The 21,793-nt window shown below is 68.8% G+C and carries 26 protein-coding genes; 12 read left to right on the forward strand and 14 right to left on the reverse strand.

Features of this window, described 5'->3' with window-relative positions:
• Positions 1 to 43 precede the first annotated feature (43 nt).
• On the reverse strand, positions 44 to 2,446 hold the full coding sequence (locus tag G6048_RS06885) for a SpoIIE family protein phosphatase (protein WP_165338551.1): 2,403 nt from the start codon (positions 2,444 to 2,446) through the stop codon (positions 44 to 46).
• 351 nt (positions 2,447 to 2,797) lie between these two features.
• Between G6048_RS06885 and G6048_RS06890 the strand changes: the two genes are divergently transcribed.
• On the forward strand, positions 2,798 to 3,646 hold the full coding sequence (locus tag G6048_RS06890) for a glycosyltransferase family 2 protein (RefSeq protein WP_206341279.1): 849 nt from the start codon (positions 2,798 to 2,800) through the stop codon (positions 3,644 to 3,646).
• 251 nt (positions 3,647 to 3,897) lie between these two features.
• Here the strand turns inward: G6048_RS06890 and G6048_RS06895 are convergent, their stop codons facing one another.
• From G6048_RS06895 to G6048_RS06905, 3 genes are all read right to left on the reverse strand, one after another.
• Positions 3,898 to 5,589 (reverse strand): bifunctional 3'-5' exonuclease/DNA polymerase, encoded by a 1,692-nt coding sequence (locus tag G6048_RS06895; RefSeq protein ID WP_165338552.1) that lies wholly within the window; start codon positions 5,587 to 5,589, stop codon positions 3,898 to 3,900.
• Between the two features lie 106 nt (positions 5,590 to 5,695).
• Positions 5,696 to 6,430 (reverse strand): Clp protease N-terminal domain-containing protein, encoded by a 735-nt coding sequence (locus tag G6048_RS06900; protein ID WP_165338553.1) that lies wholly within the window; start codon positions 6,428 to 6,430, stop codon positions 5,696 to 5,698.
• A gap of 69 nt (positions 6,431 to 6,499) precedes the next feature.
• Positions 6,500 to 7,381, reverse strand: coding sequence for a LysR family transcriptional regulator (locus G6048_RS06905; RefSeq protein ID WP_165338554.1), 882 nt, complete (start codon positions 7,379 to 7,381; stop codon positions 6,500 to 6,502).
• A 98-nt stretch (positions 7,382 to 7,479) separates the two neighbouring features.
• On the opposite strand from G6048_RS06905, the gene G6048_RS06910 reads away from it, so the two are divergent.
• On the forward strand, positions 7,480 to 7,845 hold the full coding sequence (locus G6048_RS06910) for a YybH family protein (RefSeq protein ID WP_165338555.1): 366 nt from the start codon (positions 7,480 to 7,482) through the stop codon (positions 7,843 to 7,845).
• 57 nt (positions 7,846 to 7,902) lie between these two features.
• Here G6048_RS06910 and G6048_RS06915 read toward each other — a convergent pair whose 3' ends face one another.
• A complete protein-coding gene (locus G6048_RS06915) occupies positions 7,903 to 8,532 on the reverse strand; it encodes a LysE family translocator (protein ID WP_165338556.1) in 630 nt (209 codons plus the stop codon).
• Between the two features lie 330 nt (positions 8,533 to 8,862).
• Here G6048_RS06915 and G6048_RS06920 point away from each other — a divergent pair, with 330 nt between their 5' ends.
• Complete coding sequence (locus G6048_RS06920) at positions 8,863 to 9,339, forward strand: hypothetical protein (protein ID WP_165338557.1); 477 nt, start codon at positions 8,863 to 8,865, stop codon at positions 9,337 to 9,339.
• Between the two features lie 99 nt (positions 9,340 to 9,438).
• On the opposite strand, the gene G6048_RS06925 is transcribed toward G6048_RS06920, so the two are convergent.
• Positions 9,439 to 9,819 (reverse strand): hypothetical protein, encoded by a 381-nt coding sequence (locus G6048_RS06925; protein ID WP_165338558.1) that lies wholly within the window; start codon positions 9,817 to 9,819, stop codon positions 9,439 to 9,441.
• 1 nt (position 9,820) lies between these two features.
• Here G6048_RS06925 and G6048_RS06930 point away from each other — a divergent pair, with 1 nt between their 5' ends.
• Positions 9,821 to 10,981, forward strand: coding sequence for a DUF2786 domain-containing protein (locus G6048_RS06930; protein ID WP_408056120.1), 1,161 nt, complete (start codon positions 9,821 to 9,823; stop codon positions 10,979 to 10,981).
• A 23-nt stretch (positions 10,982 to 11,004) separates the two neighbouring features.
• Here the strand turns inward: G6048_RS06930 and G6048_RS06935 are convergent, their stop codons facing one another.
• The 3 genes from G6048_RS06935 to rpmB form a co-directional block, all read right to left on the reverse strand.
• On the reverse strand, positions 11,005 to 11,466 hold the full coding sequence (locus tag G6048_RS06935) for a hypothetical protein (protein ID WP_328825689.1): 462 nt from the start codon (positions 11,464 to 11,466) through the stop codon (positions 11,005 to 11,007).
• 188 nt (positions 11,467 to 11,654) lie between these two features.
• Complete coding sequence (gene rpsN, locus G6048_RS06940) at positions 11,655 to 11,960, reverse strand: 30S ribosomal protein S14 (RefSeq protein ID WP_165338561.1); 306 nt, start codon at positions 11,958 to 11,960, stop codon at positions 11,655 to 11,657.
• Positions 11,960 to 12,196: a 50S ribosomal protein L28 gene (gene rpmB, locus G6048_RS06945; RefSeq protein WP_165338562.1), complete on the reverse strand. Its 237-nt coding sequence runs from the start codon at positions 12,194 to 12,196 to the stop codon at positions 11,960 to 11,962. The genes rpsN and rpmB overlap by 1 nt, the downstream gene beginning before the upstream one ends.
• 71 nt (positions 12,197 to 12,267) lie before the next feature.
• Between rpmB and rpmG the strand changes: the two genes are divergently transcribed.
• The 5 genes from rpmG to G6048_RS06970 all read left to right on the forward strand — a co-directional run bounded on the left by rpmG (position 12,268) and on the right by G6048_RS06970 (position 14,701).
• Positions 12,268 to 12,432 (forward strand): 50S ribosomal protein L33, encoded by a 165-nt coding sequence (gene rpmG / locus G6048_RS06950; RefSeq protein ID WP_009297985.1) that lies wholly within the window; start codon positions 12,268 to 12,270, stop codon positions 12,430 to 12,432.
• A 5-nt stretch (positions 12,433 to 12,437) separates the two neighbouring features.
• Entirely contained in the window at positions 12,438 to 12,692 is a 255-nt protein-coding gene (locus tag G6048_RS06955) for a type B 50S ribosomal protein L31 (protein WP_165338563.1), read from the forward strand.
• Positions 12,692 to 13,816, forward strand: a complete 1,125-nt coding sequence (locus G6048_RS06960) for a CobW family GTP-binding protein (RefSeq protein WP_165338564.1) — start codon at positions 12,692 to 12,694, stop codon at positions 13,814 to 13,816. The genes G6048_RS06955 and G6048_RS06960 overlap by 1 nt, the downstream gene beginning before the upstream one ends.
• Before the next feature lie 4 nt (positions 13,817 to 13,820).
• Entirely contained in the window at positions 13,821 to 14,054 is a 234-nt protein-coding gene (gene rpsR / locus G6048_RS06965; protein WP_165338565.1) for a 30S ribosomal protein S18, read from the forward strand.
• Positions 14,055 to 14,479: 425 nt separating this feature from the next.
• A complete protein-coding gene (locus tag G6048_RS06970) occupies positions 14,480 to 14,701 on the forward strand; it encodes a DUF397 domain-containing protein (protein ID WP_165338625.1) in 222 nt (73 codons plus the stop codon).
• 66 nt (positions 14,702 to 14,767) lie between these two features.
• Here the strand turns inward: G6048_RS06970 and G6048_RS06975 are convergent, their stop codons facing one another.
• The gene (locus G6048_RS06975; RefSeq protein WP_165338566.1) at positions 14,768 to 15,244 is read right to left on the reverse strand and encodes an ATP-binding protein; all 477 of its coding nucleotides are present in this window, start codon (positions 15,242 to 15,244) and stop codon (positions 14,768 to 14,770) included.
• A gap of 443 nt (positions 15,245 to 15,687) precedes the next feature.
• Between G6048_RS06975 and G6048_RS06980 the strand changes: the two genes are divergently transcribed.
• Both G6048_RS06980 and G6048_RS06985 read left to right on the forward strand, forming a co-directional pair.
• The gene (locus G6048_RS06980) at positions 15,688 to 16,512 is read left to right on the forward strand and encodes a helix-turn-helix domain-containing protein (protein WP_165338626.1); all 825 of its coding nucleotides are present in this window, start codon (positions 15,688 to 15,690) and stop codon (positions 16,510 to 16,512) included.
• Positions 16,513 to 16,628: 116 nt separating this feature from the next.
• Complete coding sequence (locus G6048_RS06985; RefSeq protein WP_165338567.1) at positions 16,629 to 18,089, forward strand: aldehyde dehydrogenase family protein; 1,461 nt, start codon at positions 16,629 to 16,631, stop codon at positions 18,087 to 18,089.
• Between the two features lie 33 nt (positions 18,090 to 18,122).
• Here the strand turns inward: G6048_RS06985 and G6048_RS06990 are convergent, their stop codons facing one another.
• From G6048_RS06990 to G6048_RS07005, 4 genes are all read right to left on the reverse strand, one after another.
• Complete coding sequence (locus tag G6048_RS06990) at positions 18,123 to 18,845, reverse strand: HNH endonuclease family protein (RefSeq protein ID WP_165338568.1); 723 nt, start codon at positions 18,843 to 18,845, stop codon at positions 18,123 to 18,125.
• Positions 18,842 to 20,212: an AAA family ATPase gene (locus tag G6048_RS06995; protein ID WP_165338569.1), complete on the reverse strand. Its 1,371-nt coding sequence runs from the start codon at positions 20,210 to 20,212 to the stop codon at positions 18,842 to 18,844. Before G6048_RS06995 ends, G6048_RS06990 begins: the two co-directional genes overlap by 4 nt.
• Positions 20,213 to 20,291: 79 nt before the next feature.
• Positions 20,292 to 20,492 (reverse strand): DUF397 domain-containing protein, encoded by a 201-nt coding sequence (locus G6048_RS07000; protein WP_165338570.1) that lies wholly within the window; start codon positions 20,490 to 20,492, stop codon positions 20,292 to 20,294.
• Positions 20,468 to 21,328, reverse strand: coding sequence for a helix-turn-helix domain-containing protein (locus G6048_RS07005; RefSeq protein WP_328825690.1), 861 nt, complete (start codon positions 21,326 to 21,328; stop codon positions 20,468 to 20,470). Before G6048_RS07005 ends, G6048_RS07000 begins: the two co-directional genes overlap by 25 nt.
• Before the next feature lie 118 nt (positions 21,329 to 21,446).
• Between G6048_RS07005 and G6048_RS07010 the strand changes: the two genes are divergently transcribed.
• Positions 21,447 to 21,686, forward strand: coding sequence for a hypothetical protein (locus tag G6048_RS07010; RefSeq protein WP_165338572.1), 240 nt, complete (start codon positions 21,447 to 21,449; stop codon positions 21,684 to 21,686).
• Positions 21,687 to 21,793: the final 107 nt, after the last annotated feature.

Below are 21,793 nucleotides of genomic sequence, written 5' to 3' on the forward strand. Positions count from 1 at the left end.
CCCCCTGTCCCTGCCCCCGGCCCGCCCGTTCGTCCGCTCATCTTCAGCTGACCGGGAGTGGTTGTTCGGCCCAGATGGTTTTGCCCGTGGCGGTCTGGCGGGTGCCCCAGCCCTGGGTGAGCTGGGCGACCATGTGCAGTCCGCGGCCGCCCTCGTCGAAGACGCGGGCGCGGCGCAGATGGGGAGCCGTGTTGCTGGCGTCGGAGACCTCGCAGATCAGGGCGCGGTCGCGGATGAGCCGCAGGCCGATGGGGACCGCTCCGTACCGGATGGCGTTGGTGACCAGTTCGCTCACCACCAGCTCGGTGATGAACGCCGCGTCCTCCAGACCCCAGGTCGCCAGTTGACGGGCGGTCTGGGCGCGGGCGGCAGCGACGATCGCCGGGTCGGACGGCAGGGCCCAGGCGGCGACCTGGTCGGCGTGCAGCGCGCGGGTGCGCGCGAGGAGGAGGGCCACGTCGTCGTCGCGGCTGTCGGGGAGCAGCGCCTTGAGGATGGCGTCGCAGGTGACGTCGAGCGAGGGTACGGGGGAGGCGAGGGCCTTGCAGAGCCGGTCGAGTCCGGCGCCGACATCGTGGTCGCGGGCCTCGACCAGACCGTCCGTGTAGAAGGCGAGCAGGGAACCCTCGGGCAGTTCGATCTCGGTGGACTCGAAGGGCAGCCCGCCGACCCCGAGGAGCGGCCCCGGCGAGAGCTCGACCAGGGTGACCGTGCCGTCGGGCCGCAGCACGGCGGGCGGCGGATGGCCGGCGCTGGCCAGGGTGCACACGCGCGAGACCGGATCGTAGACGGCGTACAGACAGGTGGCGCCGATCTCGCCGAACTCACTGGGGTCGGGCAGGTCCGCGGAGATGCTGTCGTCGCCCGAGGAGAGATGGGTGACCAGGTCGTCGAGGTGGGTGAGGAGTTCGTCCGGCGGCAGATCGACGTCGGCGAGGGTACGTACCGCCGTACGCAGCCGTCCCATGGTCGCCGAGGCGTGCAGCCCGTGACCGACCACGTCCCCGACGACCAGGGCGACCCGCGTCCCGGACAGCGGCACCACGTCGAACCAGTCGCCGCCCACCCCGGCCCCCGAACCGGCCGGAAGATAACGGAACGCGACCTCGACGGCCGCCTGTTCGGGGAAGTCGCGCGGCAGGAGGCTGCGTTGCAGCGTGAGCGCGTTGCTGCGCTCGCGGGTGTAACGCCGCGCGTTGTCCACGCCGACGGCCGCCCGCCCCGCCAACTCCTCGGCGAGCACCAGATCGTCCTCCTCGAAGCGCTCCGAGGACCGGTCCCGGGCGAAGACGGCCACCCCGAGCGTGATCCCGCGGGCCCGCAGCGGAACCGCCATGATCGAGTGGAAACCGTGCCCGCGTACGCTCGCGCTCCTGACCTCGCTCTGCCCGATCCACCGCACGAAGTCGGGATCGTCCGCCCCGCTGAGCACCGCCCGCCCGGTGGCCAGACAGCGCGCCGGCGGCGAGTACGGGGGGTAGGTGTCGGCCTCGCCGAGGTCGACCGCCGCCTCGGGCGAGTCCTCGGAGCCGGAGGCGTGCGCGATGCGCCGCAGCACCACGTCCGCGTCGACCGGTCCGGCGACCGGTTCGTCCCCGCGGGTCACGGATTCGAGCAGGTCCACGCTGATGAAGTCGGCGAGCCGGGGCACGACCAGACCGGCGAGTTCCTGGGCGGTACGGGTCACATCCAGGGTGGTGCCGATAGAGGTGCCCGCCTCGTTCAGCAGGGCCAGCCGCTGCCGCGCCCAGTGCTGCTCGCTGCTGTCGAACGTGGCGGTGCCGACCCCGCACACCCGGCCGGTGCCGGGATCCCGGACGGGCCACATCTCGGTGACGCGGGCGTGCTCACGGAGGGCGAACGGGGCCGGTGTGGAGCGCTCGTAACGCGTCGGTGCCGCCTGCTCGGCGACTTGGCCGATGTGCCGCAGGAACGCCTCGTCGCCCTCGTCCGTCTTGTCTTCTTCGTCCTCTCTGCCTGCCTCGTTCGTGTACTGGTCGCCGTAGTGTGCTGACGCGGCGGCGTGCCACCCGCTCGAGTCCTTGGTGAACGCGGACAGGGCGATCGAGGACTGGGCGAAGGCCCACTCCACCACCTCGCCGCCGTCCATTGCGCGGTCGTACGCCGGCTCGGGCGCGTCCGTGGTGGCGGTCACGAGGTGCGCCTCGGTCTCGCCGTTCCCGTCCAGCGAGGGAGTGGAGTGCAGGGTCAGATCGAGGCGGTGACCGTCCCGGTGGCGGAGGGCTGCCGTGCCGCTCCATTCCCGCGAGGCGGCCAGGGCGTAACCGGTGGCGTCGGAGAGTCCCACCGTGGCGAGCAGATCGGCCGCGCGACGCCCCACGATCTCCGGTGCGCTGTAGCCCAGCAGCCGGCGAGCTCCTTCGCTCCAGCCCGTGACGATGCCCTGCGGGCTGATGGTGGCTGTGGCGGTGGCGGCGGTGTCCATCGTTCGCTCAATTCGCGCCAGTCATGTCAGTCATGTCAGCGATAGTCCTGTTCAGTCCTCAGCGTGCGCGCTCAGGACTGAACGGACAAGTCGGACTCATGCCGAAAACGAATGCGCCGAAGACCGTACGAGGACGGTACGAAGACCGCGCACCGTGAGCGCGTCTTCGTCGCCGTACGTACCACGAAGGGGAGCCCGGATCGTTGCCCGCTCCGGACTGCCGTCACAACTTCCAACTCGGGTTGTACTTAAGACGTCCTTACCGTTAACAGCTAGCATCGTCCCCGTTGTCGAGTGAGTGGGGTGGGCATCGTGTCGGTCGAACCGCGGATCGCTGTCGCCGTGGTGACCATGGGGAACCGGCCCGTGGAGGTCGAAGCGCTACTGGTCTCGGTGGCCAAGCAGGACCTCCCGCCGGCCAGAGTCGTGATCGTGGGCAACGGCTGTCCTCTGCCCGAGTTCACCGGCCTCCCCTGCGAGGTCACGACCATCGAGCTCGACGAGAACCTCGGCTGCCCGGGCGGCCGGAACGTGGCGCTGCGGCAGCTGCGGGAGTTCGGTGACGTGGACGTCGTGGTCGAGCTGGACGACGACGGTCTGCTCGTCGACACCGACGTCCTCAGCAAGGTACGGGACCTGTACGCCGCTGATCCGCGCCTCGGCATCGTGGCCTTCCGCATCGCCGACGAGCACGGCGAGACGCAGCGGCGCCATGTGCCCCGGCTGGGCGCCAAGGACCCGCTGCGCGGCGGACTCGTGACGGGTTTCCTCGGGGGCGCGCACGCCTTCTCGATGCGGATGCTCGCGGAGATCGGCGACTGGCCCGCGGAGTTCTTCTTCGCCCACGAGGAGACCGACCTGGCGTGGCGGGCCGCGGACGCCGGCTGGACCATCCGGTACGTACCTGAGCTGCTGCTCCAGCACCCCAAGACCTCGCCCGCCCGGCACGCCATCTACCACCGCGTCACCGCCCGCAACCGCGTCTGGCTGACCCGGCGCCGGCTGCCCCTCCCGCTCATCCCCGTCCACCTGGCCGTCTGGATCGCCCTGACCCTCCTGCGCACGCGCTCAGTCGGAGGCTTGCGCGCCTGGTTCGGCGGCTTCGTGGAGGGACTGCGGGAGTCGGGCGGCGAACGGCGGCCGATGCGGTGGCGCACGGTGTGGCACCTGGCTCGGTTGGGACGTCCGCCGGTCATCTGAGGTCCGCGGACTTGGGCGGCCTTTGCGAAGTCCGTGCGCTAACTCCGCACCCCGCGGGGGCCGCAGGCCCCAGGAAGCGCGGGGCCGCGACATATGTGGCTCCGCCGCGATGGGGGTACCCCGCACTCCAGGGGCCGCACGCCCGCTTGAGGTGCCGCAGGCCCGATAGGGGCGCGGGGCTGTGACATTTGCGGCTCCGCCGCGCGACCAGCCCCCACCGGCCCGCAGTCGAATCTGCACTTCCAGCGGAGCTACTTCGCGTCCGCGTAGCACTCCACCACCGCCGTCGTGAACGGAAACCGCACCGGCGTCTCGCCGAACGTCAGCCGGCCCGCCAGGTCGGCCGCCTCCCGGATCGCGGCCACCACCGTGTCCGCCTCCTCGGCCGGACAGTGCACGATCACCTCGTCGTGCTGGAAGAAGACCAGCTCGGCGGCCAGTCCCGAGCAGCTGCGCCGGAGCGCGGCGAGCAGCAGCAGGGCCCAGTCGGCGGCGCTGCCCTGGACGACGAAGTTACGGGCGAAGCGGCCACGCGCGCGGGAGTTGGTGGACGCGTACCCCGGCACCCACTCTTCGGTGTCGACGGCCTCGACAGGCGGCGCGTCCTGCGGAATCCCCGCCTCCTCGCCCGAGTCCGCGGCGCCCACCGCCGGAGGACACGTCCGCCCCAGCCACGTTCGCACAAGCCGCCCCTCCTCACCCGCCCGCGCCGCGTCGTCCACATACGCCACAGCCCTCGGAAACCGGCGGCGCAGCGCGGCGAGGTTCTTCAGACCGTCCCCGGAGGTCTGGCCGTACACCGCGCCGAGCACCGCGAGCTTCGCCTGGTCGCGGTTGCCGGCGAAGGCGCGGTCGGAGACGGACTGGTAGAGGTCGGTGGCCCGGCCCGCGACCTCCATCAGGCCCGGGTCGCGCGAGATCGCGGCCAGTACGCGCGGCTCCATCTGGTCGGCGTCCGCCACGACGAGCCGCCAGCCCGGGTCGGCGATCACGGCGCGGCGGATCACCTTGGGGATCTGCAGCGCGCCCCCGCCATTGGTCACCCAGCGCCCGGTGACCGTCCCGCCCGGCAGGTACTCCAGCCGGAACCGTCCGTCCCGCACCCAGTCCTGCAGCCACGACCAGCCATGGGCGACCCAGATGCGGTACAGCGTCTTGTACTCCAGCAGCGGCTTCACGGCGGGATGTTCGACGGCTTCGATCTCCCACCGGCGCGTGGACTTCACCTTGATCCCGGCCTGCGCGAAGGCCTTGACCACATCGGCGGGCAGATCGGGCCGCACCCGGCGCCCGAACGCGGCCGACACCTCGTCCGTCAGCTCGGCAAGCCGCTTGGGCTCGCCCCCGCCCGCATACCGCTCGCCGAGCAGTTCGTGCAGCACCTCGCGGTGCACCTCCGCGCTCCACGGCAGCCCGGACGTGTTCATCTCGCCGGCCACCAGCGTGCCCGCCGACTCGGCGGCGGTCAGCAGCCGCACCCTCTCGGGGTACGCGGTCGCGTCGTGCCGCCGCTGCTGATCCGCGTACACCTCTATGAGCTGTTCCAGCGGTACGTGTACGGGGCGCGGCTCGAACAGGGAGGACTGCGAGCCCGGTTCGGCGGAACGCTGCGGCGGATCCGGCGGTACGGGGCCGCCGCGCAGCCTGGCCAGCGCGGCTGCCGCCGACCGGGGTTCGCCGAGCCGCCCCTCGTGGCCGAGCAGGAGGTTCTCGGCGACCTCGATGTCGTAACACCGCTCCACTCGGACGCCCGCGTCGAGAAGCCGGGGGTAGACCTCGCCCGTCGCCCGCCACACCCAGCGGGCGACCTGCGGCCGGGTGCGCACGGCCGTGACGAGGTCCGGCTCCTTCACGACCGGCCCCGCGGGCAGCCCGTCCGGGCCGAGGGGGGCGAGCTCGGCTCCGCCCTCCTCGGCCGGTGCGAGAGCCCACCGGTCGCTCATGATGGCGAGTCTCGCAGGAGGGTCTGACAACGGGGTCGCGTCAGCGGGGCGGCCGAGGGCCTGCCCAGCCCGTGACCTGCGCTTTCAGCCCTTCTCTCAGTCCTGTTCAGGCCTCTTCCTGGAGGGCCTTTGTCACCTTCTCCAGCCACTTCGCGATGCTGGCCTCCGCCGCCGCCTTGTCCATGCCCAGTCCGCTGAGGAGGCCCGTGCCGCCCTCGTGCTCCAGCAGCGCGAGCAGGATGTGTTCCGTGCCGATGTAGTTGTGGCCGAGCCGGAGGGCCTCGCGGAAGGTGAGTTCGAGGGCTTTCTTGGCGCTGCTGTCGTAGGGGATGAGCGCGGGTACGTCATCGGCGCGCGGCGGCAGGGCGGCGGTCGCGGCCTCGCGTACGGCGTCCAGGGTGACGCCCTGGTCGGTGATCGCCTTCGCTCCGAGGCCGTCCGGCTCGGCGATCAGGCCGAGGATCAGGTGCTCGGGGCGGATCAGGTCGTTGCCCGCGTTCTTGGCCTCGTTCTGGGAGATGACCACCACGTTCCTGGCCCGTGGCGTGAAGCGGCTGAAGCCCTGGCTCGGGTCGAGGTCCGACTCCGCCTTCGGCACGAACCGCTTCTGGGCGGCCTGTCGGGTGACCCCCATGCTCTTGCCGATGTCCGTCCAGGACGCGCCCGAACGCCGGGCCTGGTCCACGAAGTGACCGATCAGGTGATCGGCCACGTCGCCGAGGTGATCCGCGGCGATCACCGCGTCCTGGAGCTGGTCGAGCGCGTCGGTGTGGACCTTCTTGATGGCTTCGATGAGGTCGTCGAGACGTACGGATGCCGTGACAGCTGAGTTCTCGGTCATGCGTCAACCTTAGGTTGACAATAGAGGAGCGTCAACCTTGAGTTGACAACCGTCTGGGCGGCCGCCCCTTCAGGATTCTGTGAATGCCTGTCGGCTGTGCACGAGCAATTCACGCAGGGCGGGGCTGCGCGTGCTCTTCCAGATCAGGGCGAGCAACGCTGATGTTTCGACGTCATCGATGGTGCGGGCGATGAGCCGGTCGCCGTAATGCGCGGCCATCGAGTCGCTGAGGATGGCGACGCCGAGCCCGCGTGCGGCCAGGTCGGCTATGGCGTCCGCGGAGCTGGCCTGCAGCGCGATCGCGGGTTGGAGGCTCTGTGCGGCGCAGGCACGGTCGAACACCGTACGTAGGCCCGTGCCGAGTGGCATGCACACGATTGGGTGGGCGGCCAGGTCGCGCAGAGCGACCCGCCGCTGGTCCGCCAGGGGGTGCCCGGAAGGAACCGCTACGACGAGCCGCTCGCTGACGATGGTCAGCGCGTCCAGCCCGTGTGGGGTGGGGGCTGCGGTCCCGATGAGAGCCAGGTCGATGGTGCCGGCGCGTACGCCCTCGACGAGCCGGTCGGAGTTGTCCTCCAGTAGCGAGATCTCCACTCCGGGATGTGCCCGGTGGAAGGTGGCGAGAGCGTCGAACAGCGGTGTGACGGTGCAGCCGATGACCATCCCGACCCTGAGCCGACCCCGGATCAGGTCGGTCACCTCGCCCACCGCTTGGCCGGCCGCACCGGCTGCGGCCAGCGCGGCGCGGGCGTGTTCCAGCGCGGCCTTTCCCGCGGCAGTCAGGGTGGCCGTCCGCGCTGAGCGGTCGAACAACTCGGCGCCGAGTTCACGCTCCAACTGGCGGATCTGGGCGCTGACGCCGGACTGGCTGATGTGTACCCGCGCGGCCGCCCGAGTGAAGCTCTGTTCTTCGGCGACCGCGACGAAGTATTCCAACTGCCTCAATTCCATGACTGGCAATTCTAGATTCCAGAAGAACCATCTGTTGGACTTCTGAACAGCGGGTGATCAGGCTGGGAAGCACCGAAGCCCGACGCCAGGAGGTACCCGTGCCGGAGTACGAGAAGGCCATGCGCCCCGAAGACATCACCCGCTTGTTCGTCGAGCGGTCCAACGCCGGTGACGCGGCCGGGGTCGCCGCACTGTACGAAGAGGACGCAGTGCTGGCCTACCCGCCCGGCGACCAAACGGTGGGACGGGAGGCGATCCGCGCGCTGTGGGAAAAGGTGCTGGCCAACCGCCCCCACTTCGAGCCGGAACAACCGCTGCCAACGCTGGTCAGCGGCGACATCGCCCTCACCTCGACCCCGCCGAAGGACGGGTCCGGTGCCCGAGCCCAGGTCGTCCGCCGCCAACCCGACGGAAGCTGGCTACGCCTCCTCGACCAGCCCGAGTTCGTCCCTCCCTCCCGCTGAACACCTCGAGCGACATCGCCGTCTTCGCACTGAAGTTCGCGGTTGTTGCCCGGCCTGCTACTTCGGCGAAGCCACCAGCAGTCGAACCGCGAGCCCTGTGAAGACCGTCCCGCTGAAGATGTTCAGCCCCCGGGCTACGCGCCGACTGCGGCGCAGCAGGTTGGAGAGTCGCCCGGAGAGCAGGCCGACCGAGGCGTCGACGGCGAAGCCGATGACGACCAGGGTGACGCCGAGGATGAGGAACTGGCCCATGACGTGGCCGAGTTCCGGGTTCACGAACTGCGGCAGAAACGCCACGTTGAAGAGGATCACCTTGGGGTTGAGCAGATTGGTGACCGCCCCCTGCCAGAAGGCGCGACGCCGGCCCGGCCCAACAGCGCCGCCCTCCTCGACCGGTACGGAGCGGTCCCGGAACGCCTTGACCGCGAGATAGAGCAGATACGCCGCTCCAACCCAGCGAAGCACGTGGTACAGGGTCGGCAGGGCGGTGAACAACGCCGACAGCCCCAACATCGCGGCCACCGCATGCACCAGCATCGCGAACGCCACCCCGGCCGCCGCCATCACCCCCGCGACCGGCCCACCCCGGCCGCCCATCGCCACGATGAACATCATGTCGGGCCCAGGACTCACGACCAACGCGAGTGCGGCCACCAGAAACGCTGCGTAGAGGGAGGTGTCGACCATGCGCGCATGCTTCTCGTTGCCCCTACGGGGTGCGACCGAATTTCACGGACTGAGACAGGGTGCCTCCGGCAGCGGGCGGGTTCGCGCGTGGAGGCGCGCAGCGTACCCGGCACTGGTCGGGACGGGTCCCGCAAGTCCGGGAGTTCAATGCCTTGTTGATGTGCCTGCCTCAGGCCTGGCGCTGGATGATTCGGACGGGCGGCCTCCTGCCGCCCAACGGAACCTTGTAGGGGGACGCGTGGCAGGCTCACCCGACAGGCCCGACTCGCGGTCCGACGATGCCGAACAGCGTTTCAATCTGCTCATCATCGCCTCGTTCCTCCTCGGCTCGTGGCAACTCTCGTCGGGGCAGCGAGCCTGGTGATCCACCACAACATCGAGACGCCCAGGCCATACCAGGTGGCGTTCTCAACGGTCGGCGACAAGTGCCACGAGGATTCGGAAGACGAGGACTCGGGTCTCATCCTCGACCGCCGCTCCGGTCAGGTGCTGCACTGCGGCTTCGCCGGCTTTGGCGGTTCTGGCTCAGTCGGCCCCGACTACTACGGGCCACAAGGTGTATTCGCGGGCGACGAGGTCTATCGGGTCACGAAGCTGTCGCTGCCCCTCGCGCGCGGCGACGGTTTGAGCGACGCGGACCAGGACGCCGTGGAAAGACTGGTCGAGAAGATCGCCCGTGAGAACGGGCAAAAGGAGTCGCCACCGTTGCTTGAGCGGGTGACCTGGGAACTGGGCCTCAACGGCCTGGTTCTGGGCCTGACTTTGCTCATTGCCCTCGCTCTGCGGGGCTACTACATGGACCTGTAGACCGAGTTGAGCAGTCACGGGCGGTGCAGTGAACCGCCTGGGGCGGGTCGGAGGCTACCGGTGCCGGGTCGAGGCTCAGGCAGGAGTGCAGGGCCGTGGTCAGGCGGGTGTCGTTACGGGGTGCTCGCGCAGCAGCCGGGCGGCGCGCACGATCTGCGCCGGTAGGCGGCTGGTCTGTGGCGGTGTGCCGCCGGTGCAGCTCGCCACATCCAGCAGGCGGTCCAGTTCCGCCTCGCATGCTTTCTGGATGAGGACCTGGAAGTCCGGCCAGTTGCGGTAGAGGTACTGGCGGCTGGTGGCGGCCCCGCCGCGCGACCTCCGCCTCTCACCGCCGGCCCGAACCGCGTCTCGTACATCCAGGTCCCCGCCCTCAACGGCCTCACCTGGCCCCTGACATGGCGTTATCGGCCGACGACCCGTGACCACCTCGTCCACGCACTGCTCCTGCGCGGCGCCCTCCATCCCGAAGAGCCGTGACACGATCGAACACGTGAGTACGAGTACGCCCGGCACCCTGACCGTGGACCGCGCCTTCGAAACCGCCCTCTACGCCGACTCCGACACGGCCCTCGACACAGGCGCGTCCCTGCTCGCCGCCGACCCCTCCGCGGACGCCGAACTTACCCAGCGCGGCGAGGAGTTCATCGCCACGGCCTGGCGGCGCGGCTGGCAGCCCGCAGACGTTGTACGGATCGTGCGACGCGAGCTGGACGAGACGCACGTACGCCTGGTGTCGAGCCTCATCCTCAGCGCGGAGGCCCGCCAGAAGCAGCCGCGTGGACGCCGATGGTCGGCCCAACTCGAAGACCTGGACTCCAGCGACGTACAAGCCGAGCGCACGGACCGCTTCTCGCACGCGACCGCCGTACTGGAGCTCTACCGCCTGCTCCTCCGCCTGCCACCTCTCGAACCACTCGACGACCCGACCGCCAAGCCACCCCACAAGACACCGGGGGAGCGGCAGGCGCCCGAGTCCCGCATACTCCCCCGCATCCGCGCCCTCCTCGCCAAGGCGGAGGCGACCGGCTTCCCGGAGGAGGCCGAAGCCCTCACCGCCAAGGCACAGGAGCTGATGGCGCGGCACAGCATCGACGAGGCCCTGCTCGCGGCGCGCACCCCCGCATCCGCCGACGCACCCGGCGCGTGCCGGATCGGGATCGACCCGCCGTACGAGACGGCCAAGGCCACCCTCCTCGACGCGGTCGCCGCCGCGAACCGTTGCCGCGCCGTGTGGAACGAACCCCTCGGCTTCTCCACGGTGGTCGGCTTCGAACCCGATCTGGAGGCCGTCGAACTCCTCCACACCTCACTGCTCGTGCAGGCCACCGCCGCGATGACGAAGGCGGAGGCAGCGGCCCGCGCGTCCGGCCGCCGCCGTACGAAGACCTTCCGCCAGTCGTTCCTGGCGGCGTACGCCCACCGCATCGCCACCCGCCTGAAGTCCGCCACCGAGACCCAGGTGACCGAGGACCTCCTCCCGGTCCTCGCCACTCGCGAGGCCGCGGTCAGCGACCGAACGGACCGCATGTTCCCGGAGACGACCACGACCCGCCTGCGCGGCGTCAGCGACGCGGCGGGCTGGACCCAGGGCGCCGAGGCGGCGGACCGGGCCCAGGTCGAACGACATCAGCAACTGCCCTGACCGGCAGACACCGGAAGTAGAGCTCACGAACCCAGGCTCGCCGTAGGCAAGCCCTCGGGCCACTTCCCGTCCTCCGACCTCGTGTATGTCTCCTCGCCGAACCCCTCCCATGTGACCTTCATGGTCGAGGAGTTGACGGAGTCGATCACGCCCGCGGCCCGGTCCTTGTTGCCGTCGGTGCATTTCAGGGCGATCTTCTGCTCGCCCGACGGCCCCCCGGCGGTCCCACTGCACACGGACCCGCCCGTCGAGAACAGTGCGGCCTTCGAACCCTCGACCATCAACGCGACGAGCTTGCCCTCCTTCGAGGTGACCCAGCTGCCCTCCACCCCGTCGGCCCCGGCCGCACCCCCACCGGAACCACCGCCGGAGCCAGCCGAGCTGGCCGCAGCGCTCGGCTGCGGGGACGAGGCCTCGTCCCCGCCCCCGTCATCGCTGCCGCTGCACCCGGTCAGGACGAGCGCGGCAGCCAGCCCCGCCGCCACGGACGCGCTCCGCGCCTGCCTGCGCGAGAAGGTCGCCGAAGTCACTGAAGCCCCCAAGGGTCTGGCCGAAGAAGCGGGTCGCCGAACGACCACAAGCCGGTATCGACCGCAAGCTGGTAACGACCGCAAGCTACCAGTGCGTATACCAGGACCGTCTACCCAGGACCGACAGGACCGTCAGGACCCGTCTACCAGGACGATTTGCGCACACCGGGCAGAAAGCCCGCGTGTGCCTGCTTCCGCAGATTGACCCGCGAGAGCCCGAAGTTGCGCAAGTAGCCGCGCGGCCGTCCGTCCACACTGTCCCGGTTGCGTACGCGCGTGGCGCTGGCGTCCCGCGGCTGCCTGCGCAGTTCCTCCTGGGCGGCGAGCTTTTCGGCCTCCGAGGAGGACGGCCGGCGGATGATCTCCTTCAGCTCGGCGCGGCGGGCGGCGTACCGCGCGACGATCTCCTGGCGCTTCTCGTTCTTCGCGATCTTGCTCTTCTTTGCCATCAGACCTTCACCCCACGGGCACGAATCCTGGCCACGGCCGCCTCGATGCCGATCGTGTCGACGGTCTTGATCCCCTTCGTGCTGAGCTTCAGCCGTACGTGCCTGCCCTCGCTCGGCAGCCAGTAGCGCTTGCTCTGGATGTTGGGGTCGAAGCGGCGGGACGTACGCCGGTGGGAGTGGGAAATGGTGTTGCCGAAGCCTGGTTGGGCTCCGGTCAGCATGCAGTGGGCGGACATGGTGACGTACCTCTCTGGTTCGCTCTGCGCCCCGTTATTGGAAACGGGACCCGTTTTCATATACTAGCCACATGGCACGCAACGAACTCCGTCCGGTCATCAAACTCCGGTCCACGGCCGGGACCGGCTACACGTACGTCACACGCAAGAACCGGCGTAACGACCCGGACCGGCTGACCCTGCGCAAGTACGACCCCATGGTGGGCCGCCACGTCGACTTCCGAGAGGAGCGCTGATCCCGATGCGTGAGGGGATTCATCCGGCGTACGGCCCTGTCGTCTTCCGCGACCGTGCCGCGAACCACGCCTTCCTGACCCGCTCGACCATGACGAGCGAGAAGACCATCGAGTGGGAGGACGGCAACACCTACCCGGTCGTCGACGTCGAGATCTCGAACGTCAGCCACCCCTTCTACACGGGCACGGCCCGTGTGCTGGACACGGCGGGCCGCGTGGAGCGCTTCGAGCAGCGGTACGGGAAGCGCGGGGCCCGCTGATGCTGTCCGTCGCCATCGTCGGCGGACTGCACGCCGATGCCCGCAAGGCGGCCGTCGACCGGCTGCTCGCGGACGTACCGGGGGCCGTCGCGCTGCACCATGACCTCGCAACCGCCGTGCAGGGCACGGTCGTCCGGACAATCCGCAACAGCGACGGGCCGGTGTCGATCGGTGAGGCGCAGCTCGTCAACGACTGCGCGTGCTGTGCGCTGCGCGAGGACCTGGTGCCCGAGCTGGAGCGGCTCGCGGAGGACGGGACGACACAGCTCGCGGTCGTGGAGCTGTGGGAGTCGGTCGAGCCCAAGGCGATGGCCGAGGTCGTCGCGGGCGCCGGGCTCCGGCTGACCGGCGTGATCACTGCCGTCGACCCCGCGCTGGTGCTTCCGTATCTCGGCAACGGCGACGATCTCGCGGATGCGGGCCTCGCCGCTGCCGCCACCGACCAGCGCACGATCGCGGACACGTTCGCGCGTCAGCTGGAGTACGCGCCCGTGCTCGCCGTCGTCGAGTCCGAGGCGGCCGATGACGAGGACCGGGCGCTGCTGGCACAACTCCATCCGACTGCCCGCCAAGTCCCGCTCGGCCACGGTGGCTTGGCGGGCGCCGCGCTGGCCGGCTTCGACGTGGAAGCCGCCGCTGCCGCCCAGCACCCGGCCTGTGCACTGCTGCCGGCCGAGGCCGACGAGTGCGGTGTCTCCACTTTCGTATGGACCCGTCGGCGTCCCTTCCATCCGGAGCGGCTGTACGCGGCGCTGGAGGACCTGACCTGTGCCGCGGCCCGCAGTCGCGGCCGGTTCTGGCTCGCGGACCGGCCCGACACCCTGCTGCACTGGGACGCGGCCGGGGGTGCCCTGTGCGTGGAGAACGCGGGCCCGTGGCTGGCCTCGCTGCCGGACGCGGCCTGGGAGATGGTGCCGCCGGTGCGCCGCGCCGCGGCTGCCCTCGACTGGCACCCGGAGCACGGCGACTGCTGCCAGCACCTGGTCTTCACATCCCCGGGCCTGGACCGCGACGGCCTTGAACGGGTCCTGGAGTCCTGCCTGTTGACCGAGGCGGAGTACGCGGCGGGCCGCACCGCCTGGAAGCAGCTCCCGCCCGCCTTCGACACCCTCCTGGAGGTCTGACCCCATGCCCCGCAAGCCCGAGCGCAAGCCCCAGAAGTCCCGCCCCAACCCGCTGGACGTGGCCGGGATCACGTATATCGACTACAAGGACACCGACCTGCTGCGGAGGTTCATCTCGGACCGGGGCAAGATCCGCAGCCGCCGGGTCACCCGGGTTTCTTCCCAGCAGCAGCGCCAGTTGGCGCGCGCGATCAAGAACGCACGGGAGATGGCGTTGTTGCCGTACGCGTCACGGTAGTCACGCGCCGTCTCAACGGCCCTTCACCAGCGGTGTTCCCGCCGCCGGTGGAGGGCCGTCGTCGTTGACGGCCGGTCAGTTCGGCGACTGTTCAATGGAACACAAACCGTGCGAGATGCGTCTGTTCCTATAGAACGAGGGATTCGACCCGTACGGGACCAGTACGAGACCGGCACGAGCCCAGTACGGGGCCGGAGGCCGCATGCCATGCGATCTCCGGGGCAGGCGCTTGGTACGGCTGTGAACGTGTGAGGCGCGCGGGGCCGCTGTAACCGCAGGGCCACCGCGCGTGCACGTGCATCTGCCCATGCATCCGCACGTGAAGAGGGCTATGATCCGGGTCAATTGACCACTGCATCACTGGCACCAGAAACGCCAACTGCGCCACCGGGGAGCGACCTGTGGACCACGACGTGTACAACGGCATGGCTGCCACGGAGCTGTACGGGGCGGCCTGGCAGAAGAGCAGGCACAGCAACTCGCAGGGCTCCTGTGTGGAGTTCGCCCGGCTGCCCGGAGGCGAGGTGGCGGTGCGCAACTCGCGCTTCCCGGACGGGCCCGCGCTCGTCTACACGCGCGCCGAGATCGAGGCCATGCTCCTGGGCATCAAGGACGGCGAGTTCGACCACCTGGTGGCGGGCAACTGAGGGCGATCGCCCCCTCGCACGCCGTAACGCGCGTAGAACCGCGGCGCGAAAAAACGCCGCGGTTCCTCAGCCGGCCGTATGGAGCCGGAACAGCGCCCACACGACCTTGCCGTTGAGCGCGCCCGCGAGCGGGTGCCATCCCCAGCTGTCCGCGAACGAGTCCACCAGGAACAGTCCGCGCCCCGACTCCGCCGAGCAGTCGTCCGAGTCGCGCGCCTCCGGACTGTCGTGACTGGGGTCGCGCACGGCGCACACGAGTCTCCCGGTCCAGTGCATCAAGTGCAGCCGCACGGGCGGGCCTTGCTCGGGTCCGCGTGGGGTGTCCGAGGGGAGCGCATGCCGCAGCGCGTTGGTGACGAGTTCCGAGACCACCAGGCAGACGTCGTCGAAGCGGTCGCCTATGTCCCACTCGTCCAGAGTTCCACGCGTGAACTTCCGCGCGTCGCGCACCGCTTCGTAGCGAGCGGGCAGAGCACAAGAAGCGGCGTTGGACACGGCCGCGGGATCCAGTGGCGGAAGGCCCTGCCGTAACGGCTCGAGCATGGTCGATCCATTCGTCCCCATGCGAGGCACTCCCGGGAATTCGCGGTCGTTGCGATGCAGCGGTGGCGCGGGACCATGGTTCCGAATGCGTACGGCAGATGCAAGGGCAGATGCACGTGCACGCGCCTGAATTGGACCTTGACGTACCACTTCTTGCTCATTTTTTCCGCCATCTTCTTGCCGCTTTCTTGCCGTTGACGCCCGTCAGACCTCTCTCGAAACTCCCTCCGACCCTCCTTCCGACCCTCCTTCGAACCCCTCCGGCCTCCCTCTGGCCGGTCTTCGCCTTGTCACTTCCTGTCCAACCGCCCCGCGGGTCTTGCCGTTTGTGTAACCGAACGAGTACACCGAGGAGTGATTTAGTGGCAGACTGCGGCCCCTGAAGACGGTTGGGGAGGCTGACGAACGTGAGCGCGCAAGAGTCGGGATCGGTGGTACGTCGCATGCTGCTCGGCTCGCAACTCAGGCGGCTGCGGGAGTCGCGGGGGATCACGCGGGAGGCGGCCGGGTACTCGATCCGCGCCTCCGAGTCGAAGATCAGCCGCATGGAACTGGGGAGGGTGAGCTTCAAAACGCGTGACGTCGAGGATCTGTTGACGCTGTACGGCATCACCGACGAGACGGAGCGCAACTCACTGCTCTCCCTCGCCAAGGAGGCCAACGTCGCGGGCTGGTGGCACAGTTACTCGGACGTGCTGCCCACCTGGTTCCCGACCTATGTCGGCCTGGAGGGCGCGGCGTCCCTGATCCGGTCGTACGAAGTGCAGTTCGTGCACGGTCTGTTGCAGACCGAGGCGTACGCGCACGCGGTCGTCGAGCGCGGCATGAAGAACGCCAGCGTGTCCGACATCGACAAGCGCGTGGCGCTGCGCATGGAGCGCCAGAAGTACCTGCTGTCCGACAGCGCCCCGGACTTCCATGTCGTACTCGACGAAGCGGCACTGCGACGCCCGTACGGCGACCGGGAAGTGATGCGGGGTCAGCTCCAGCATCTGATCAAGGTGTCCGAGCGGCCGAACGTACGGCTTCAGGTCATGCCGTTCAGCTTCGGCGGGCACGCCGGCGAGAGCGGCGCCTTCACGGTGCTCACCTTCCCCGAGTCCGATCTGTCCGACGTGGTCTATCTGGAGCAGCTCACCAGCGCGCTGTATCTGGACAAGCAGGAGGACGTCACGCAGTACGGGAAGGCGATGCAGCAGCTCCAGGACGACAGCCCGGGGCCGAACGAGAGCCGGGACGTGCTGCGGGGTCTGCTTCAGCTTTCCTGAACGTCCTCTTCCTTGAAAGTTTCACAGGTTCTCCCAGATCTGTCCCAAGTCCCTTGGGCCACAAGTACGATGACGCGTGATCAGACCTTGACCATGAATCGGGGATTGAGGGTCACATGTCGTCCTACTTCACGGACCTGGCTCAGCAGTACATCGACGGAGAATGGCGTCCGGGGACGGGGTCCTGGGAGATCATCGACTTCAACCCGTACGACGGCGAGAAGTTGGCGTCGATCACCATAGCCACGGTCGACGAAGTGGATCAGGCCTACAAGGCGGCCGCCCGTGCTCAGAAGGAATGGGCCGCGACCAACGCGTACGCACGGCGCGGGGTGTTCGAGAAGGCCCTGCGGATCATCGAGGACCGCGAGCAGGAGATCGCCGATACGATCATCGCCGAGCTCGGCGGTACGCATCTGAAGGCGGGCTTCGAACTCCACCTCGCCAAGGAGTTCCTGCGCGAGGCGATCCATGTGGCGCTGCGTCCCGAGGGCCGGATCATCCCCTCGCCGGTCGACGGCAAGGAGAACCGCGTCTACCGCGTCCCCGTCGGCGTCGTCGGTGTGATCAGCCCCTTCAACTTCCCCTTCCTGCTGTCGCTGAAGTCCGTCGCGCCCGCCCTGGCGCTGGGCAACGCCGTGGTCCTCAAACCGCACCAGAACACGCCGATCTGCGGTGGCTCCCTGGTCGCGAAGATCTTCGAGGACGCGGGGCTGCCGGCCGGCCTGCTGAACGTCGTGATCACCGACATCGCGGAGATCGGCGACGCCTTCATCGAGCACCCGGTCCCCAAGGTCATCTCCTTCACCGGCTCCGACAAGGTGGGCCGCCACGTCGCCACGGTCTGCGCTTCGCAGTTCAAGCGCGCCATCCTCGAACTCGGCGGCAACAGCGCGCTGGTGGTCCTCGAGGACGCCGACGTCGACTACGCGGTCGACGCGGCCGTCTTCAGCCGGTACGTCCACCAGGGCCAGGTCTGCATGGCCGCCAACCGCGTGCTCGTGGACCGCTCGCTCGAGGCGGAGTTCACCGAGAAGTTCGTCGCCAAGGTGAAGACCCTCAAGGCGGGCGACCCGCGCGACCCGCAGACGGTCATCGGCCCGGTCATCAACTCCTCGCAGGCGGACGCCCTTTCGGGCGCCGTCGACCAGGCGATCGCCGAGGGCGCCACCGCGCTCGTGCACGGCTCCACCACCGACAACCTCGTCGAGCCCAGCGTCCTGACGGACCTGCCCGCCGGCGCGTCGATCCTCCAGCAGGAGATCTTCGGCCCGGTCGCGCTCCTCATCCCGTTCGACGGCGAGGAGGAGGCCGTACGCCTCGTCAACGACACCCCGTACGGCCTGAGCGGCGCCGTGCACACGGCCAACATCGAGCGCGGCGTCTCCTTCGCCAAGCAGATCGACTCAGGCATGTTCCACGTGAACGACGGCACGGTCCACGACGAGCCCCTGGTCGCCTTCGGCGGCGAAAAGTCCTCCGGCATCGGCCGCCTGAACGGCGAGGCGACGGTAGAGGCGTTCACGACACAGAAGTGGATCTCTGTGCAGCATGGGCGGAGCTTCTTTCCGTTCTGAAGCCTGCGCCTGAGGCCTGAGGGCCGGGCCGGCTCAGCCGTCGGTCCGGTCCCACGCCACCAGCGCCGCGCCCAACGCTGTGCCGAAGGTCAGTTCTGCCATCGAGGGTGTACGGGCACGTCGCCGAAGCGCCCGCAGCACGTCGCCGAACGGTTCCGCGCGCAGAACCGCAGCCGTCTCCTCGGCTCCTGCGAGGTCATCCCGGAGCACCTTGGCGTGCCAGACCGGCAGCAGATCCTTGCACAGGCGGTACATCCGCACGCGGCCGAGACGTAAGTCCTCGCGGTTGAGGTCGAAGACCCGGATCGAGTGGCAGCCCTTGGCTGTGATCGCCCGGTACTTCCCCGAGGCCGGAAGTAACTTGAGGTGGTCGGCCGGGTCGTCGACGGTTGGGTCGATCAGGAGGCTCTCACCGGTCACTTCGTCGCAGGGGTACTCCTCCCGCTTGGCGTTGCTGTTGCAGAACGAACAGGCGAGCAAGTGGTTGAGCCAGTCGAAGGTCCGCAGGGGCGCGAGTGCCTTGGGCTCGAAGTGATCGATGTCGGTGCCGAGATTGTCCAGGCAATACATGCACCGCCGGATACCAGGTGCCATGGGCTGGAGCAGGGAACGTATCGCCTCCTTGGCGGCTTGGGCCTTGTCCCACTGCGACGTTGCTGCCTCAACCGTGGCGCCCTGCTCCTTGATCTTCAGCGTCCGGCTCTCGCACAGCCGGGTGAGTCTCGCCGTCGGAGCGGGTCTCCGTAACGGGATCACCGGCGCCCTCCCAGTCTCGCCGCCACTTCGTCCACACGTGCCGAGAGCGAGCTGGTGAGGAGATCGCTCAACTCGCGGTATTCGCGGAGTTCCTCCTCGCTGGCCTCGTCGTCGAATACCTTCCGTTCCAGCCGTACGAGCCGTGCGCGCCGCTCCTCGGCCCGGCTGGAGTACGGAGTCTCCAGGCCGAAGAGCTCGGAGAGGGCTGCGTCCTCCCCGCTGCCGTAGACGATGCGGTGGTAGAGCGCGTCGTCTACGATCTCGGGCCCGCGCTCCTCCTCGGGGCCGGGCAGGCGGATGAGACCACCCGGATCTGCCGCCTGGCAGATGTACGGGCTGTGGCTGGTGACGATGAACTGGATCCGCGGGAAGTGCGTCCGCAGCCAGTCCCCTATCCGCCGCTGCCAGGTGACGTGGAGGTGCGCGTCGATCTCGTCGATGATGACGACGCCGGGCATCCGGACGACGGGACGTTGTTCGTCGTCCAGGGCGAAGTCGAGCGTCCCGTACGCGTTCTGCAACTGGCGGACGATGTCCAGGACGAGTGAAGTGACGGTACGGAAGCCATCACTCAGCTCCCAGAGAGGATGAGCGCGTTCAGGATGGTCGTTCGGGGCGATCCACAGCCCGTCGGCAGTGACGCGTAACGCGCGGTAGTCGTCGGGGAGGAGGCCATCGGAGAGCAGTGCCAGAACGGTCTTCATGAGGATGGCGGCATCCGTCTGGTCTTCGAGGCTGCGATGGCGCAGTTCCTTGAGCCAGGCCACTCCTTCGGCCAGGGAGGCATCCTCATTGAAGAGCGAAGCCATACGGCCCGCCGGGCCCGGAGCGAGCATCAGCCGCTGGGCGTCGCCGGCACCGCCCGTGAGGCGACGGAATGGGCCGTAGGCGGCGCAGAACCAGCCTTGGGGGTTATCGGCCCAGGGGCCGCGTGCCGCGCCTCTCCAGCCGAACTCCTCGCCGTCGTACGGAGCCAAGTGCGGTTGTGGGGGTAAGCCGTAGTTCTGCCGGTGGGTCGCGCCTTCTGGGAGGGTCCAGTCCAGCCCGAGGACGATACGACCGCTGGGTGCTCCGCCACTGCCGGTGAGGCGGTCGACGCCAGGGTCGCGTTGGACGACTGCCTGAGCCCAGGCCGACTGCTCACCAGTGGTGATCCAGCCCCTGAAATCCTGTACGAGGGTACGGGCGACCTGGGGCCCGGCGAGGGCCAGCGCGAGGGCCCGGAGCAGCGTGGACTTTCCGGAGCCGTTGCGCCCAGCGATGACGGTCCAGCTGCCGCCGTCCTTCGTGGGCAGCGGGAGTTCATCGACGGCGCGGGCTCCGGTGAACCCCTTGACGTTGGAAAAGCCAATTCCGGATACGTACACGCGACTTCCCCCTCCCTGCCCTTGGTGCTGGGCGGGGTCAGCCTCTCATGTGGGTCTGACACGGGGAGGGGCGGTGGCCTTAGCCCTTGAGGTGGCTGATGAAAGCCGTCCAGGCAGGGGCGGCGATGATCAGGGCGGGGGCTGCGAGGTGCTTGCTGTCGCGGACGGGGACGATGGTTGGGTCGTTGCGGGCCACCTCTACGCAGTTGCCCCCGTCGGAGTTGCTGTAGCTCGACTTGCGCCAGACGGCGGTGCTCAGGTCGGGTCGGGGGGATCGCATGACGCGCAGTCCTCCATCAATTGACGGATCAACCCCACGGATTCCTGTGGCGACAGGGCGGAGTCTCGAAGCAGATCGTAAGACAGCTTCAGCCGCTCGACGTCAGTCGGTTCTTCGAACAGGTCGCCGTTCACGTTGGTCTCGGTGTACGCCGCCGACTTGCCGTCCGGCAGCCAAAGGATCGTGAGTGCTGTCCCCATCAGGAGGTGTAGCCCAGCTGAGAAGGGCAACACCTGGAGCGTGACCTTTGGTTGTTCGGCGGTGGCCAAGAGGTGCTCTAACTGCCGCTTCCAGGCCTCCTTGTCGCGCGTAGTGCGCCGCAGCGAGGCTTCGTCCAGAACCGCGCGGAAGTGAGGAGCGCCCTCGCCGTGCAGCAGCTTCTGGCGGCTCATACGCGCGGCGAGCTGCTCCTCCAGTTCCTGATCCTCGCCACGGAACCTCAACGCCAGGACCTCGTAGGCGTACTCCTCGGTCTGGAGCAGTCCGGGGAGCGCGCCGACGGCGTACTCGTAGCGCACAGTTGCCCGCTTCTCCAGCTCCATGAAGCGCTTGTACCTGTCCTGGAAGACGTCTTCCTTGGCCAACTCCCAAAGATCGCCGAGGTGTTCATCAGTTCCGTACACCCTGTCGAGTGCCGCCATGACCTCCGGCGACCCCAGCTTGACCCCCGTCTCCAGCTTGTGCAGATACGTCCGGTCGTACGTCGTCTCGTTCGCGAGGTCGGTCAGCGACTTGCCGGATGCCTCGCGCAGCCGAGCCAGTTCCTTGGCCAGCACCTCTCGTGCTGACCCGTTGTGATGGTTACTGCGGCTCGGGTTGGACTTGCGTGGTGGCACGGATCGTCCCCTGTGGTCCTGACGTACGGGCCTACGCCCCTCCACTACCGAGCGTAGCCCGCACTCCGTCACGCTGTAGAGGCATTCGGCAACTCCATGTGACGAAGGGAAGGCTCGCATGACTGCTTCAAATCCCGCCCGTGGCTGGCGAGTCGACCGCATCCCCGGCAAGCGGATGACGGCGACCGACGACGGCGTACTGCTGCCGCTGTGGCTGTTGTACGACGGCAAGCACAAGGCAGACGCGGCGTTCCGCCTCAGCCTGGCCGAGGCGGAGCAGCTGCATGCCGAGCTGTGCTACTCACTCGGTGACGGAGAGGCGCCAGCCTGCCGCCCTGCTCCGGCACGCTGGCCCTGACGCCGGACAGGGGAGTGGACCGCCATCCCGCATGCCGAGGCGCGTCGGGTGCTTGTCGAAGCCGCTGGGCGAAGGAGCGTGGCGTGAACTTGGCGGGTCCAGGGTGA

Source organism: Streptomyces ureilyticus, assembly GCF_011045025.1.
GTDB classification, from domain to species: Bacteria; Actinomycetota; Actinomycetes; order Streptomycetales; family Streptomycetaceae; genus Streptomyces; species Streptomyces ureilyticus.